The following is a 15,213-nucleotide window of genomic DNA, read 5'->3' on the forward strand; positions in this document are numbered from 1 at the left end:
TGAGGCAGGAGAGTCCCATGCCAGACGGCCACCCCACTCCCGACCAGGAAGCACTGTCGAAGATCGACACCACGGTGCCGCACTCGGCCCGTATCTGGAACTACTGGATGGGCGGCAAGGACAACTACGACGTCGACCGGATCGCCGGTGACGCCTACCGGGAGATCGCCCCCAACATCGAGACGATGGCCCGGGCCTCCCGCGTCTACCTCATCCGCACGGTCACCTTCGTGGCCCGCGAACGCGGCATCCGCCAGTTCCTGGACATCGGCACCGGCCTGCCCACCTACGACAACACCCACCAGGTCGCCCAGAAGGTCGCCCCCGAGTCCCGCATCGTCTACGTCGACAACGACCCCCTGGTCCTGCGCCACGCCCAGGCCCTGCTCACCAGCACCCCCGAAGGCGTCACCGACTACGTCGACGCCGACCTGCACGACCCCGACGCGATCCTCGAACACGCCGGGAAGATCCTCGACTTCGGCAAGCCCGTCGCCCTCATGCTCATGGGCATCCTCGGCCACATCCAGGACTACGAGGAGGCCAAGGACATCGTCCGCCGACTCCAGGCGGCACTGCCCTCCGGCAGCTACTTCGTCCACTACGACAGCACCGACACCGACGCCGAACTCAAGCGCGCCCAGGAGGGCTACGACGACACCGGCGCCGTCCCCTACGTGCTGCGCAGCCCCCGCCAGCTGACCGCCTACTACGAGGGCCTCGAACTGCTGGACCCCGGCATCGTCTCCTGCCCGCTGTGGCGCCCGGAGCCGGGCACCGCCCCCGAGCCGACCGACGTGTACGGGGGAGTGGCGTACAAGCCGTGACCCGCCCGGCCTGAAGCCGCGCCGCGAGCCGCGCCGCCCCAGGGGCCCGCCTCGCTCCGCGGGTTCACCGGAGCGGGGCCCCGATCTTCCCCGTGTCGCCGTCCACATGGCACAGCAGCAGGCAGACGTCGTCCTCGTGTTCGGAGTCGTCCAGCAGCGGGTGCAGCAGCAGGTCGGCGGAGCCCTCCAGGTCCTCGTCGAGCGTCGCCGGCCGCAGCGCGCCGAGCGCTCGGGCCAGGCGGTCGATGCCCGGGTCTATGCCCTGGGCGCGGCGCTCCACCAGACCGTCCGTGTACAACGCGAGCGTCGAACCGGGCGGCAGCGGGACGGTGTGGTCGGCGATCTCCTGGCGCAGCGGGATACCGAGCATCGCGCCCGGCTTGGCGTCCAGCACCCGCACCCCGCCGTCGGGCGAGCGCAGCACCGGCGGCGGATGCCCCGCGGCCGCCCACGTCAGGGTCGGCTCGTCCGGATGGAAACGGGCGATCACCGCCGTGGCGTACAGGTCGGGCTGCAGATGGTGCAGGAGCAGATGCAGCTGGGTGAGGAGCTGGCCGGGGCTCTTGCCCTCCACCGCGTAGGCCCGTAGCGCGGTCCGTAGCTGGCTCATCATCACCGCGGCGTGCAGACCGTGCCCCGTGACGTCGCCGATCACGGTGATCAGGCCACCGTCGGGCTGGCGGAAGGCGTCGTACCAGTCGCCGCCGATGTTCAGGCCCCGGGTGGCCGGCAGATAGCGCGCAGCGAGCCGCAGCCCCGGTGTCAGGGGCAGCTCGGTGAGCAGGGCACGCTGCAACGTCTCGGCGATGTCCCGGTTGTGCTCGAAACGGCGGGCGTTCTCCAGGGCGACACCGGCCCGGCGGGCCAGCTCGATCAGCATGAACGCGTCGTCGGCGTCCCAGCGTTCCCCCGGCGGCGACAGGGTGAGCACACCGAGCGGAGCACCGCGGGCCATCAGGGGCACGCACAGCAGCGGCCGCTCGGGGTCCAGCGCCGAGGGCGGCTGGTCGTCGACCCCGGGAAGACCACCGGGGTGGTCCGCCGCGTACTGGGGGCGACCACGGCGGGCGGCCAGGACGGCGGCCCCCGGGCGCGGATCGCTCAGGCGCGCGTCGTCGTCGCCGTCGAACAACCAGACGTCGGCGGTGCGCGCGTACCGGGGCACCAGCAGCGTCGGCAGCAGCCGCACGATCTCGTCGTGGTTCAAGGACGCCGTCAGGGCGGCGCTGGCGTCGGCGAGGAACGTGAGCCGGCCCCGCGCGTTCTCCGCCTCCTCACGGGCCTTCTGCTCGGCGGCGAACAGCTCCCGCTGCGCGCGTCCCGCCGCGTCCAGCTCCGCGTGCAGCGCGAGCACACCCTGATTGGTCTGGTGCAGTTCCTCGCGGTGGAAGGTGACCAGCGCCTCCTGCTCGTCGAGCTTCTCCAGCAGCAGCGCGGCGTCCTCGTCCGCGCCGAACAGGGCCTCCGCGAGCGTCACCGGATCGTCGCCCACATGCCCGGAGTCCGGGAGCTCCGCCTCCTGGGCGCAGCCGACGGTCAGCCGCCACGGCTGCCGGAACTCGCCCGGCCGCTGCGTCGCCGACGTCACCTCCACGAGGAACCGGCTGCCGGCCGGCGGCGTCGCCGCGGCCCGCGCGCTCAGCACCCAGGTGCCGCCCTTGGTGAGGCACTGCCGCAGCTGCGCGGTGAGCGCGGTCACCAGCCGGGCGCGGTCGGTCGGGGACACCCCGTGCGACGTGGCCAGCCGCGCGGTGGCGATCCGGGCCCGCGCCGCGTCGGTGACGGAACTGATGCGCCAGGTTCTGGTCATGGGTGGTGATCCGGCGGGGAGGGGCTCAGCACCGCGACGCTGGTGTCGTCGCGGACCGGCCGGGCGGAGCTGCTCGCGTCACGCACGATCACGGCGGCCACGACAGCGGGGTCGAGAGCGGTGCTGTGGGCTGCCGGACCGGGACTCCAACGGCTGGGCAACCCATCGCTGTGCAGCACGAGAAGACAGTCGTCCCCCCAGGGCACCTCGTGCTGCGGCATGGTCGCCGGCCGGTGCGCGCCCACGATCCCGGGCCGCGACAACAGGGGCTGCCACGTCGCGCCGGTCCGCAGCCGGGCCCCTATGTTGCCGACGCCGGTGAACAGCAACCGCCCGGCCGAGGCGTCGAGTTGGGCGACGGCGACGGCCGCCCCCCGGGTGTCGCGCAGCGCGCCCTCCAGTCGGCGCATCACCTGCGCGGGCGGCAGATCGGGCACCCGGCGCAGCTCCTCCACCGCCGCCGCGGAGGCGCGCGCCGCCTCGGGGCCGTGCCCCAGCCCGTCGGCGAGGATCAGCGTCGTCAGGTGGTCCGCCCGTACCCACGCCCAGGCGTCACCGGAGAACTCCGCTCCCGCCAGCGGGATGTTGACGCCCCCCGCCCGTACTCCGTGCCCGGCGGAACGCGCCGCCGCACCGCGCCGCCGACGGGAGCCGAGCCGCGCCAGGGCCACGGTGCCCCGGCCGACCGTGCTGTGCAGATCGAAGTCGTCGGCGACCCGACGACAGGTGCCGAGCCCCGCGCCCAGCGAGGACGTGGTCGAGTAACCGTCCCGCAGCGCGCCCCGCACGTCCCGCATCCCGGGCCCGTGGTCGATCGCCACGATCTGCACCATCGGGATCCGGTCGTCACCCTCGGGCAGCCCGTCCACGACGTCCAGCAGTATCAGCCCGCCGTCGGCGTGCTTGAGCAGATTGGTCGCCAACTCGGTCGCCACGAGCGCCGCTTCGGCGGCCCGGCCCTCGTCCAGCCCGGCCCGGACCGCCGCGGCCTCCGCCGCCACCCGGGCGTCGCGCACCCGGGTCGAGTCGCGCACCGGCACCTCCCACACGCGGGACATCACCGCTCCTCGCGCGGCCGCGGCGGAACCGACAGCCACGTCGTCACCGTCACGGTGGTGCCCCCGCCGGGACGGCTGTCGATCTTGAAGTCATGGACCAGCCGCCGTGCTCCGCCGAGCCCCATGCCGAGACCCTCACCGGAGGTGAAACCGTCCATGAGCGCCCGGTCGAGGTCCGGGATGCCCGGCCCCTCGTCGCTGAACGCCAGCCGCAGCCCCTGTACGCCGCCGGCGGCCACCGGCGCGCACTCCATCTGGCCCCCGCCGCCGTGGATCAGGGTGTTGCGGGCCAGTTCGCTGGCCGCCGTCACCAGTTTCGTCTGTTCGACCAGGCCGAAGCCGAGCTGGGCGGCCGCCTGCCGCACATGCTGCCGTACCCACACCAGATCCAGGTCCGAGTGAATCGGCAGGCAGGCGGAGACGCCGCCGGCGGTCTGCATCACACACTCTCCTGGCGGGTGCGCCCCGGGCGGGGGAGGGTCGGGCCCTGGTCGCCGAGGAGACGCATCGCGTCCTCGGTGCTGAGCGCGGTACGCAGCCCGGGCAGCGTCAGCCCCAGCTCCACCAGGGTGATCGCGACCGCCGGACGCATGCCCGCGATGACGGTGCGGGCGGCGAGCAGACTCGTCTGGGCGGCGATGTCACTGAGGACCCGCCCCAGGAACGAGTCGACCATCTCGACACCCGACAGGTCGATGACCACGCCCGTGGCCCCGCTGCGCGCGACCGTGTCGCTGATGTCCTGCTGGAGCTGCTCCGCCGTACCGTCGTGCAGATCGCCCTGCAGCGTGACCAGCAGCACGTCGCCCAGTCTGAGGACGGGGACGGGAGCCGCGTACGGGGACGGCCCGCCGTACGGCGAGGGGAAGCCGCCGCTCACCTGTACTCCGAACCGGCGCCCTCGCGCGCGACGATGTCCGCACCCTGCTGCCGCAGCGCGTAGGCGAGGGCGTCCGCGAGGCTCGCCCGGGTCAGCACCGAGCTGAGGTCGATGCCCAGGTGCACGATGGTCTGCGCGATGGGCGGCCGGATCCCGGAGACGATGCACTCGGCGCCCATCAGCCGTGCCGCCGCGACCGTCTTCATCAGATGCTGGGCCACCAGGGAGTCGACGGTCGGGACGCCGGTGATGTCCAGGATGGCGAACCTGGCGTGCTGCTCGACGATGGAGTCCAGCAGCGTCTCCATCACGACCTGGCTGCGCGCGCTGTCCAGGGTGCCGATCAGGGGGACGGCGACGATGCCCTCCCACAGCTTGATCACGGGAGTGGCCACTTCGAGCAGCTGCAGTCGCTGCCGGTGGATGACCTCCTCGCCCTCGCTCAGCGCCGTCTCCAGCACGACCAGACGCAGCGTGCCCATGAGGACCGTCAGGGTCGTGGTGCACTCTCGGACGTGTTCCGCCGGAGCGTCGGGGAACTCGGCGAGGAACAGCTCGGTGACGGGGGGCCGCAGCGCGTCGACCTCACGGGAGATGTCGGTGATGCTGGAACCGGCCCGGGCACGGGAGGCCGCCGTCCGGGCGAGCTGGTCGCGGACGACGTGGAAGCCGCCGGACTCCGCGTCCTCGACCGCTTCCGCGGTGGCCACCGCGGCGAGCGCGTCCACGACGGCCCGGCCCGCCTCCACCGCCTCGTCCCGGGAGTGGGTGAAGACGGTACGGAACAGCGCGGCGTCGGCCCAGCGTTGCGCGATCTGTTCCTGCCGGTCGCGCAGGAAGCCCGCCACCTCCTGGGCGGGTGTCCTGCGATGGGCTGCCGTTTCCTGCTCCGGCACGGGTCTCTCCTCACGTGCTGTGGTGACTCCCCGCTGCGGGGAACGAGTGGGGGGCGAAGTCCTGGGGCCGCGCACCCGGTCATGGGGTCGTACGGTCCGACACCCCTGAGGAGGAGCCGGCCGTTCGACACGACTCGCGGGGGCCGCATCGCCCCGCGCACCCGCGGCCCGGTACCCCCTCGAGCCCACCGACTCCGCGGCGGTCTCCAGGAGTTGGGGTACGACGCGGGCGGGTCCGGCGTCGTCGGCCGGTGCGCACCGTGCCCGCCGTCGGGTCGGCGCGGACGGCCCTGCCGCGCCTCGCGCGACACTGCCGGGGCACGGATCCACGAGGGGGACGCCGTCGACGCCAGGAGCGTCCGACCGCCGACCCGGCCTCGGTCCGAAAGGCATCCGAACCCTTCCCACGTGCTTGCCTCGCGCTCACTCTGTTGCTTCCGGCGACAGTTGTCAAACGGCAACCATTGGCCTTCGGTGCGAGCCCGCCCACCTGCGGACAGACACCGCCCGAGCTGCGCCGCCCGCCACCCCCTGCGACGACTACGCCTCGGCCGACGGCTCGTCCGGCCGGCTCGGCAGCCGACCGGAGTCCACGGCCTCCAGCGCCTCGTCGACACTGTCCACCGTCGCCACGGTGAGGCTGACGCCCGTGAGGTCGAGGATCCGCCGCACCGCCGGCGTCGGGGCGATGAGGTACACACCCCCCGGGATCTCCCGCACCTCCTGATAGGTCCGCAGGATGATGTTCATGCCGGACGAGTCCATGAAGGGGACGGCCGATACATCGAGGAGAAAATGCCGTCGACCGTGGCTCAGTTGATTCGCCAGATGATGTTGCAGCTCGGTCGCCGTATCGATGTCCAGTTCCCCTTCGATGGTGAGCAGAACGGCGTCCTCGCGCGGCAGATCCACCTTGATCGACAGGGGGTTCTGGGCAACGGACACAAGGGCCTCCCACAGGCGCTACCGATCGGGGCCGGGTGCCCCGATCAACGGAATCGATGCATCGCTCGGCGACGCGCCCGTGCGCATACCCGCGAATCATCCGTCCACACGGGGTGTGATCAGGCAACACCCGGTTCCAGGAGTCCCTTGCGCAGCCGCTTGATGATGCGGCTGATCAACCGGGAGACATGCATCTGGGACACACCGAGCTGCGCGGCGATCTGGGACTGGGTCTGCTCCTCGACGAACCGCAGATGGATGATCCGTCGCTCCCGCTCGTCGAGTTGGGCGATCAGCGGGGCCAGCGAATGGAAGTCCTCGACGAGTTCCAGTGACGGATCCAGTTCGCCGATGAGGTCGCCCAGCACCGTGTCGCCGTCCTCGCCCCCGTCGAAGGTGAGCGCGGCGTCCAGTGAGGAGGTGTTGTAGCCGTTGGAGGCCTTGCGCGCCTCGATGACCTCCTCCTCGGACAGGGACATCAGCTCCGACAGCTCACGAGTGGTCGGCATGCGGCCCAGCCGGGACTGCAGCTCGTCCGTGGCCTTGGCCAGCTCCACGCGCGCCTCCTGGAGCCGCCGCGGCACATGGACCGCCCAGCTCGTGTCACGGAAGAAGCGCTTGATCTCGCCGACGATGTACGGCACGGCGAACGTCGTGAACTCCACCTCACGGGACAGTTCGAACCGGTCGATGGCCTTGATCAGCCCGATCGTCCCGACCTGGACGATGTCCTCCAGGGAGTCCTCACGGCCGCGGAAGCGCGAGGCGGCGTACCGCACCAGCGACAGGTTCATCTCGATCAGCGTGTTGCGCACGTACTGGTAGTCGTGGGTCCCCTCGTCCAGCATGGCCAGCCGGTCGAAGAACTGCCGCGACATCGCCCGCGCGTCCTTCGGCTTGACTTGCGACGGGTCCTCGATCCACGGCAGGGCCGCCCTCCTGGTCAGGACCTTCTCCCGTGCCGTGGCCGTTGTCCGCACTGCCGTCACGGCTGCCATGCCGTCCACCCCTCTCGCCCGAATGCCTACTGCCCCCCCCGCTTGCCCCCGTCCTCCCAAGTCAGTCCCACTCCGCCCCGAAAGGGACGCTCCGGCTCCGCACTCTGGCCGGAAGTCGTCGCCGCGGCTCCGCCCGGTCGGCCCGGCCGCCCCACCCGCACCGCCTCCCGATACGTGTACCCGACACGAAGAATGCGGCACACGGTTGTTTGCCTCCCGAATCGAGGGGCAATCGGTTGTCCACGCCTCCGTGACGGAGGCGCGCCGGAGGAAACGGTGTTCCGCGTCCGGGTCTTCATCGCCCGCCCGCCGTTCCCCTCCGCGAGTCCCTGACAGCGTCGTTCAGGAGCGATTCCGCATGCTGGTCAACGTGTCCGCAAACGGATCCGGTACGTCCGCCCGCCCCGGCACCATCGACAGAAGGTCACACGACGACGCCCCCGACACCGCCGCCGCCTTCGCCCGGCTGGCCGCGATGGACGAAGGACCCGAGCGGGACGCCGTACGAGACGCACTCGTACAGGCCTGGCTGCCCATGGCACACCGCATCGCGGGCCGGTTCCGCAACCGGGGCGAGTCACTGGAGGACCTGCGCCAGGTCGCCGCCATGGGCCTGGTGAAGGCGGTGGACCGCTACGAGCCCGAACGGGGGGCGTTCGAGAGCTACGCCGTGCCCACCATCACCGGGGAGATAAAACGGCACTTCCGCGACAGGATGTGGACCCTCAGGGTCCCCCGCCGCGTGCAGGACCTGCGCAACAAGGTGCGGGTCGCCCGCCGTGAACTCAGCCAGACCTCCGGCGCCACCGAGCCCTCCATCGCCGACATCGCCGCCCACACCGGGCTCACCGAGGAAGAGGTCAACGCGGGGATGGAGGCGCTGGAGAGCTTCAGCGCCCTGTCGCTGGACGCCGAGATGTCCTCCGGGGACGACGGCTACAGCCTCGCCGACACCCTCGGCTCGTGCGACGACGCGTATGACGTCGTCGTGGACCGGGAGGCAGCGAAGGAAGGGCTGCGCCGACTGCCCGAACGGGAGCGCGCCATCCTCTACATGCGTTTCTTCGAGGACATGACCCAGAACCGCATCGCCGACCGCCTCGGCATCTCCCAGATGCACGTCTCCCGCCTCATCAGCCGCAGCTGCGCACGGGTCCGAGAGGAGGCCCTCGGCCAGGCCGCCCGAACCGGCGACCGCGACGGCCGGCGCACCCGCGACAGCTGAGCGACCGCCCGGGCCCCGGCCGCGCGCCGCACCCGGGACCGACCCGTCCACGAAACAAGTCGTCCAGTCCATGAACCCTGTCGTCGAGATCACCCAGGAGCGAACCAGATGCTGATGCCCCATCCCGCGACGCTGCGCCGACTCGTCGAGGAGTACGAGTCGCTCAAGTCGTACGAGGGCGAGCAGAGCGACCCGCAGGCCACGCGCCGAGCGCAGGACCTCGCGTACACGTTGTGCGTGTCCACGGGCACCCGCGACGTCCGGCAGGCCCTGGAGGCCGCGCGCCGGCAGCTCGCCGCCGCGCAGGCCACCGTGACGGCCGAGCTGTGCGGGCACGGGATGGGAACGAGTGGCGATCTCGGCAGTCATGGACCGGGCTGGAGCGGGTATGCGGCGCTTCATGAACAGTGACGCACACCCCTGCCCTCCCTCGCCGGCCCCGCGCACAGCATGACGGCGATGGAACGTCGACCGGTCGGAGAGCACGGCACCGCTTTTCCCGAGGGCACGTCCGCCGAGGCGGCGCGCCCGCCGGTCACCATCACCAGTGCCGCCGCCGCCCGTCGCTATGTGCGCTCGGTCGTGGGGGAGGGGTGGCGCTCGCCGTCGGGGCCGCCGACCGAGGCAGCCATGATCGATCTGCTGCTGGTCGTCTCCGAGCTGGTCACCAACGCGGTCCGGCACGGCGGCGGGCTGGCCGGTTTCGACGTGAGCGTCACCGAGGAGGGCGTACGGCTGGACGTGCGGGACTACAGTCCCGCCGTCCCCACCGCGGCCCACGGCCCCGGTATGCCGCCCCGCTCCCACGAGGGCAGCGGATACGGCTGGCCGCTGATCAACCGGCTGTCCAGTCAGGTCGACGTCCGCAGCCGGGCGGAGGGCGGCAAGACGATCAGCGTCCTGGTGCCGCTGACCTGATCACGAACACCGGCAAGCGCCCCGACCCACCGGGCCGGGGCACTTCCGTGTCGTCTCCCACCGGGGAGCACCGGGGAGCACCGGGGCGGAGCATCGCCCCAGGGCTCACCAGGGCAGGAAGACGTGGATGTCCTTGCCGCGCTGCCTGCCCTCGTCGTGCACCACCACGCTGACCTCGTCACACAGCGTGTGGATCAGATACCAGCCGATACCGCCGCCCCCCTTGCTCGGATGGAAGGGGCGCGGCTCGGGCGACGTGACGCTGGTGTCGTGCATCATCACGTGCACCCCGTCGTAGGTGCGGCGCAGGGTGAGCTCGAACGGCCCGGGCGCGTACTGCACGGCGTTCGCGGCCAGCTCGGTCACCACCAGCAGAATGTCGTCCCAGTGCTCCTGCGCGGCGGGCAGAGACGTGCGCGCCAACGCGCCGAGGAACCCCTCCGCCGCCGCACGCGCACCCGTCACGTCGCCGAGTTCCCCGTCGAAGGCGGCGTGACTCTTCTGAATCTCCTCGGAAGGCAGTTTGTCGTCCCAACACGGCTCTGTTGCCATCTCGTCTTTCCCCGCTCGGCTCATCGAGGCTGACGCGAACTCGCGTTCCCTCTCAGAGGCACGTGCTTCCCCCGATGAGAGCGGCTACGCGTTCGAAATGGTAGGGATCTATGGGGCTTTGGGGAAGACTGTGGCCTCCTGCCGCTCTCCCCGTACGAGTGCCCGTTACCGCCCGGCCGACTCACCTTCTCCGGCAGGTGTCCGCAGAACCAGCAGCGCCACGTCGTCGTCGTTCTCCGCGGGACGCGCGCGCTCCAGCAGCAGGTCGCAGAACGCGTGCAGGGGACGGTGGGCCAGCGCCGCGGCGTGCTGCCGCAACCGGGCCATGCCGCGGTCCAGGATGTGCCCGGGCGACTCGATCAGGCCGTCCGTGTACAGCACCAGCGTGGACAGCGGCGGCAGCGGGGTCCGCGTGTCGGTACGGCCGCGGACGAGGCCGGTGCCGAGCAGATGGTCGTGCTCCTCGTCGAGGAAGGCCGACCGGCCGTCGTGCGTGATCAGCAACGGCGGCGGATGACCGGCGTTGGTCCACCGCAGCGCCCACCCCTCGGCGTCCCTCTCCACCCTCCCGAAGATCATGGTCGCCATGGACGCCTCGGCCACGTTCACCACCGCCTGGTCCAGCCGCTCCACGATCGCGCTCGGTGGCTCCTCCAACGCCCAGGCGTAGGCACGGAGCATGTTGCGGATCTGCGCCATCCCGGCCGCCGCGTCGATGTTGTGCCCCACGACGTCCCCGATGGCCACCGCCGTCGCCCCGTCGGCCAGCGTGAACGCGTCGTACCAGTCGCCGCCGACCTGCGCCGACTGCGACGCCGGCACATACCGCGCGGCCATGGTCAGCCCCGGCACCTCCGGCAGCTGTGGCAGCAGATGCCGCTGCATGGTCTCCGCGATGTGCCGCTGCCGCTGGTACAGCCGGGCGTTCTCCAGCGCCAGCCCCGCCCGCCGCGCGATGTCCTCCAGCAGCGACAGCTCGGCGTCCGTCATGACCCCGGACTCGGCGTTGCGGCCCAGCGTGAGGGCGCCCAGCACCGCGCGCGGCCCCCGGATGGGCGCGATCGCCGCCGAGTGCATGCCCGTCACCTTGAACAGCCGCTGCTGCGCCACCGCGATCCCCGAATCCGGTGGCCCCTGGTACGTCTGCGGCCCGGCCAGGGTGGACGCCGCACCGCGCAGCGCCCGTGACAACGGCATGAGGGACTCCTCGTGCACCGGCGGCAGCGGCCCCTCCAGTTCCTCGCACCGCACCACGGCACCGCCGTGATGGGTCGCCACGGTGGTCCGCCAGACGTCGTCGCTCTCGGTGATCAGGTCGACCACCGCCCAGTCGGCGAGCCGCGGCACCACCAGCCGCACCAGCCGCGCCACGGCCTCCTCGGCATCCAGCGTGGAGGTCAGCCGGGTCGTCGTCTCGGCGAGCAGCGCCAGCCGGTCCAGCTGCGACAGCGTCGGCGAGGCCGACATCGAGGGCACCCCTTCCTCGGGGTCCGTCTCGTAGAAGAGGACCGTGGCGCCCAGCACGCCTCCTTCGAGCCTGCACGGGGTGACCAGCCAGGACACCGGCAGCAGGGTGTCGTCGCCCCGGGCGAACCACTCGTGCGCCCCGCCCCGCGTACTGCCGCCGAGGAACGCGTGCATCATGGGGCAGGCGGCCCGCGGCATGCTCTGGCCGAGGCCGTCGCGGTGCAGCAGGTCGTGGGCGTCCCGGCCGACGAGCGCGTCGGCCGACCGGCCGAGCAGGAACTCGGCCCGAGCGTTCACCGCGACGATGGAGCCGTGGTCGTCGACCACATACATGCCCGCGTGCACCAGGTCGGGCAGATCGCCCGGCGACCGCACCGCGGGGCCGGGATGCCGCCCGGCGGTGTGGTCGGGACTCCACGCGTTCATGCTCGGATTCCTCGCCTTCGAGACTCTGCCAACGGGGCCGCCGGCCCCCTGACCGGGGGAGGAGCGCCGACGTGCGTTCGGAACGCATTACCCCGTTCGCGTCGACCTACGCGCACCACATTTTCGCCCAGGGGAGGCCGCCCGGCCAGGGAGACCTCACGCCTGTGTGTGCCGGACGCAGGCGGCGACGACCTCCCGCAGACTCCCCGTCCGCTCCATCACCTCCCTCTGCACCCGGGCCCCGTTGCCCCGCCGCGCGAGCGTGGCGAGCGAGTCGCGGACCAGATCGAGGTCGCCGTTGTCGGCGAGGGCCTCCTCGACGTGGTCCACCAGGGAGTGGATCACCTCGTCGGCGGGCCGGGGACGCATCGTCGCCGGGTCCAGGAGGTTCTCCGTCATGCCGGACCGGGCGGCCCGCCACCGGGCCAGCCGGAGCAGCCCGGCGGTGTGGCCGAGCGGTTCCCGGCCGGCCCGCCACTCCCGGGCCGCGGTCTCCACGAGCCCCCGGGTCAGCGCCGCGACGAGGACCGCGGTGTCGGGGTGCAGACACACGTCCGCGACCCGGATCTCCACCGTCGGATACCGCTGGGCGAGCCGCGCCTCGAAGTACACCATCCCCTCGTCGCGCACCACCTCCGTGGCCGTCAGCTCCGCCACGTACCGGTGGTACCGCTCGGCCGTGCCGAAGAGTTCCGTGGGACCGGCCATCGGCCACATGTCCCACACCTGACTGCGGTAGCTGGCGTACCCGCTGTCGCGGCCCTGCCAGAACGGCGAGTTCGCGCTGAGCGCCGTCAGCACGGACAGCCACGGCCGGATACGGTCCAGCACGGCCACGCCCTCGTCCTCCGACTCCACCGACACATGGACATGGCAGCCGCACACCAGCTGCACCTGTGTGTCGAGCCCGAACTCCCGGGCCATCCACTGGTACCTGCTGTTCATGGTGATCGTCGGGTGCACGGGCAGCGGCGACGTGGCCAGCGCCACGACGGCCCCGCCGACCTCCTCGGCGTGCCGTGCCGCGTCCTTGCGGCAGCGGACGATCTCCGACCCGAGGTCCGCCATCTTCGACTGGGGATGCGTCGCGAACTCGACCTGCTCGTCATGGAGCTCCTTCTCGAACACGTCCTGCCCCGTGCCGTCCCGCGAGGCGCGCGCGAGCACCGCCGCGGCCCTGGCCTGCGGCTCACCGGTCTCCGGATCGACCAAGAGGAGTTCTTCTTCCACTCCGACGGTACGCACGTGATCTGGCCCTTCTCCCATGAGGTGGTGACAGCCGTGTGCCCTCGCCCGAGGTAGGGACACCTTGTCGTCGTACGACACATGGGTCGTGTACGCCTCCACGGTCCGGGTACCCGTGCTGCGCTCCGGGAGCCGCGCCGAACCGGTGCGGCCCCGGCATCCGACCGAGGAGGAGGAGAACGTGACCAGCACCGCTGAGACCGGCCATGTGACCGGCACGGCCGACAAGGACTACAACCTGATCTGGTACGTCGAGGCCTGCCTGGAGAACGCGCTGCGGCTCGAGACCTACATCCAGGACGCGGAGCGGGCCGGCGACAAGGAACTGACCGAGTTGTTCCGCAAGGCACAGGCGGACAGCCGCAAGGGAGCCGACCTCGGCAAGCAGCTGCTGAGCCGACGCCTGGCGAACTGACCGGCAGCGGGGAAGTCCCCACGCGCCCGGGTGAGCCCCCTCACCCGGGCAGCACCATGTCCAGGCCCCCCGAAGGGGGGCCGGCCACGCCCGGCAGGGCAGGACGGGGGGCCGCACGGGAGCGGCGGTCGGCGGAGCGGGGAGTGTCGCCGGAACGACTCCGGACCGGGGAGTGTCGCCGGAACGACCCCGGACCGGGGACTGTTGCCGGAACGACCCCGGACCGCACAGGATGCTGCGGTGACTCGACCCGCAGCGCCCGCCGCCGTACGCCTCTACCGCCCCGAGGACGCCGAGGCGCTCCACGAGATCTGCGTCCGCACCGCCCACGTCGGCAAGGACAGCCGCCCCCACTACGCCGACCCCGACATCTTCCCGGCGATCTTCGCGACGCCCTACGCCCACCTCGAACCGGACCTGACGTTCGTCCTGGACGACGGTGAGGGCCGGGCCGTCGGCTACATCCTCGGCACCGCGGACACCCCCGCCTTCGTGGAGAACTTCCGCACGAAGTGGCTCCCCCGCGTGGCGAACCGATTCCCGAAGCCGCCGTCCCCGCCGCGCACATCCGACGAGGCGATCACCGAGTTGCTGTACCGCCCCGAGCGCATGCTCGTCCCCGAGGTGGCGGCCTACCCCGCCCATCTGCATATCGACCTGCTCCCCGCCTGGCAGGGGCAGGGCCACGGCCGAGCCCTGATGCACACCTTCCTGGGGGCCCTGCGCGAGCGACAGGTGAACGCCGTCCACCTCTCCATGCTGACCGCCAACACACCGGCCCGCGCCTTCTACGACCGCCTGGGCTTCCACGAGATCGAGGTCCCGGACCCCGGCCCGGTGACCTACCTGGGCCGATGGACAGAGATCACAGGAGCGGCAGACTGACCCCCATGACCTCACCAGACCCCATTGATACGGCTGATCCCACGGTCCGTGCCGTCCCCACGGGCCCCACTGACCCCAAGTCCGACTTGCGCTTCTATCTGCAGGAAGCCCGTGACGCCCTGCTCTGGAAGCTGGAGGGGCTGTCGGAGTACGACATCCGCCGCCCGATGACCCCCACCGGCACCAACCTCCTGGGCCTGGTGAAGCACTGCGCCGGCATCGAACTCGGCTATCTGTGCGACACCTTCGAACGCCCCTCGGGTGAACCCCTGCCGTGGCTCGACGACGGGGCGGACCTCAACGCGGACATGTGGGCCACCGCGGGGGAGTCCCGCGCGGACCTCGTCGACCTCTACCGCCGAGCCTGGGCGCACGCGGACGCGACGATCGACGCGCTGCCCCTCGACACGATCGGCAGGGTGCCGTGGTGGCCGAGCGACCGCAACGAGGTTACCCTCCACCACGCCGTGGTCCGCGTGACCGCGGACACCCACCGCCACGCAGGCCACGCCGACATCGTCAGGGAACTCCTGGACGGCTCCGCGGGCATGAGCGTGAGCAACACGAGCCTGCCGTCGGGGGATCCGGCCTGGTGGGAGAAGTACAGAAACCGACTGGAAGAGGCGGCGAAGGAAGCCGACGCCACCAGCTGACCAGGTCCGGGCA

At 71.6% G+C, this 15,213-nt stretch carries 17 protein-coding genes; 7 read left to right on the forward strand and 10 right to left on the reverse strand.

The window, feature by feature from the left end:
* Positions 1-17: 17 nt before the first annotated feature.
* Positions 18-827: an SAM-dependent methyltransferase gene (locus tag M8J73_RS07730; protein WP_055540085.1), complete on the forward strand. Its 810-nt coding sequence runs from the start codon at positions 18-20 to the stop codon at positions 825-827.
* 64 nt (positions 828-891) lie between these two features.
* Here M8J73_RS07730 and M8J73_RS07735 read toward each other — a convergent pair whose 3' ends face one another.
* From M8J73_RS07735 to M8J73_RS07765, 7 genes are all read right to left on the reverse strand, one after another.
* Positions 892-2,637, reverse strand: a complete 1,746-nt coding sequence (locus M8J73_RS07735; RefSeq protein ID WP_055540086.1) for a PP2C family protein-serine/threonine phosphatase — start codon at positions 2,635-2,637, stop codon at positions 892-894.
* Complete coding sequence (locus M8J73_RS07740; RefSeq protein ID WP_055540087.1) at positions 2,634-3,695, reverse strand: ATP-binding SpoIIE family protein phosphatase; 1,062 nt, start codon at positions 3,693-3,695, stop codon at positions 2,634-2,636. Before M8J73_RS07740 ends, M8J73_RS07735 begins: the two co-directional genes overlap by 4 nt.
* Positions 3,695-4,135, reverse strand: a complete 441-nt coding sequence (locus M8J73_RS07745; RefSeq protein ID WP_055540088.1) for an anti-sigma regulatory factor — start codon at positions 4,133-4,135, stop codon at positions 3,695-3,697. The genes M8J73_RS07740 and M8J73_RS07745 overlap by 1 nt, the downstream gene beginning before the upstream one ends.
* Complete coding sequence (locus tag M8J73_RS07750; protein WP_055540089.1) at positions 4,135-4,575, reverse strand: STAS domain-containing protein; 441 nt, start codon at positions 4,573-4,575, stop codon at positions 4,135-4,137. Before M8J73_RS07750 ends, M8J73_RS07745 begins: the two co-directional genes overlap by 1 nt.
* Complete coding sequence (locus tag M8J73_RS07755) at positions 4,572-5,471, reverse strand: STAS domain-containing protein (protein WP_055540090.1); 900 nt, start codon at positions 5,469-5,471, stop codon at positions 4,572-4,574. Before M8J73_RS07755 ends, M8J73_RS07750 begins: the two co-directional genes overlap by 4 nt.
* A gap of 540 nt (positions 5,472-6,011) precedes the next feature.
* A complete protein-coding gene (locus M8J73_RS07760) occupies positions 6,012-6,416 on the reverse strand; it encodes an STAS domain-containing protein (protein ID WP_055540091.1) in 405 nt (134 codons plus the stop codon).
* A 119-nt stretch (positions 6,417-6,535) separates the two neighbouring features.
* The gene (locus M8J73_RS07765; protein ID WP_249828384.1) at positions 6,536-7,414 is read right to left on the reverse strand and encodes an RNA polymerase sigma factor SigF; all 879 of its coding nucleotides are present in this window, start codon (positions 7,412-7,414) and stop codon (positions 6,536-6,538) included.
* Positions 7,415-7,772: 358 nt separating this feature from the next.
* Between M8J73_RS07765 and M8J73_RS07770 the strand changes: the two genes are divergently transcribed.
* The 3 genes from M8J73_RS07770 (at position 7,773) to M8J73_RS07780 (ending at position 9,557) form a co-directional block, all read left to right on the forward strand.
* Complete coding sequence (locus tag M8J73_RS07770) at positions 7,773-8,639, forward strand: SigB/SigF/SigG family RNA polymerase sigma factor (protein ID WP_249828385.1); 867 nt, start codon at positions 7,773-7,775, stop codon at positions 8,637-8,639.
* 108 nt (positions 8,640-8,747) lie between these two features.
* The gene (locus tag M8J73_RS07775) at positions 8,748-9,050 is read left to right on the forward strand and encodes a DUF5133 domain-containing protein (RefSeq protein WP_249828386.1); all 303 of its coding nucleotides are present in this window, start codon (positions 8,748-8,750) and stop codon (positions 9,048-9,050) included.
* A gap of 48 nt (positions 9,051-9,098) precedes the next feature.
* Positions 9,099-9,557: an ATP-binding protein gene (locus M8J73_RS07780; RefSeq protein ID WP_372503911.1), complete on the forward strand. Its 459-nt coding sequence runs from the start codon at positions 9,099-9,101 to the stop codon at positions 9,555-9,557.
* A gap of 105 nt (positions 9,558-9,662) precedes the next feature.
* On the opposite strand, the gene M8J73_RS07785 is transcribed toward M8J73_RS07780, so the two are convergent.
* From M8J73_RS07785 to M8J73_RS07795, 3 genes are all read right to left on the reverse strand, one after another.
* Positions 9,663-10,109 (reverse strand): ATP-binding protein, encoded by a 447-nt coding sequence (locus M8J73_RS07785; RefSeq protein WP_055543021.1) that lies wholly within the window; start codon positions 10,107-10,109, stop codon positions 9,663-9,665.
* A 165-nt stretch (positions 10,110-10,274) separates the two neighbouring features.
* Positions 10,275-12,002 (reverse strand): SpoIIE family protein phosphatase, encoded by a 1,728-nt coding sequence (locus M8J73_RS07790; RefSeq protein ID WP_055543022.1) that lies wholly within the window; start codon positions 12,000-12,002, stop codon positions 10,275-10,277.
* A gap of 156 nt (positions 12,003-12,158) precedes the next feature.
* Positions 12,159-13,247 (reverse strand): glutamate--cysteine ligase 2, encoded by a 1,089-nt coding sequence (locus M8J73_RS07795; RefSeq protein ID WP_055543023.1) that lies wholly within the window; start codon positions 13,245-13,247, stop codon positions 12,159-12,161.
* A 181-nt stretch (positions 13,248-13,428) separates the two neighbouring features.
* On the opposite strand from M8J73_RS07795, the gene M8J73_RS07800 reads away from it, so the two are divergent.
* From M8J73_RS07800 to M8J73_RS07810, 3 genes are all read left to right on the forward strand, one after another.
* The gene (locus M8J73_RS07800; protein WP_055543024.1) at positions 13,429-13,662 is read left to right on the forward strand and encodes a hypothetical protein; all 234 of its coding nucleotides are present in this window, start codon (positions 13,429-13,431) and stop codon (positions 13,660-13,662) included.
* A 240-nt stretch (positions 13,663-13,902) separates the two neighbouring features.
* Entirely contained in the window at positions 13,903-14,547 is a 645-nt protein-coding gene (locus M8J73_RS07805; protein WP_055541386.1) for a GNAT family N-acetyltransferase, read from the forward strand.
* Positions 14,548-14,552: 5 nt separating this feature from the next.
* Positions 14,553-15,200 (forward strand): DinB family protein, encoded by a 648-nt coding sequence (locus M8J73_RS07810; RefSeq protein ID WP_055541387.1) that lies wholly within the window; start codon positions 14,553-14,555, stop codon positions 15,198-15,200.
* The last annotated feature ends 13 nt before the right edge of the window (positions 15,201-15,213 follow it).

Source organism: Streptomyces neyagawaensis, from assembly GCF_023516595.1.
Lineage (GTDB): Bacteria > Actinomycetota > Actinomycetes > Streptomycetales > Streptomycetaceae > Streptomyces > Streptomyces neyagawaensis.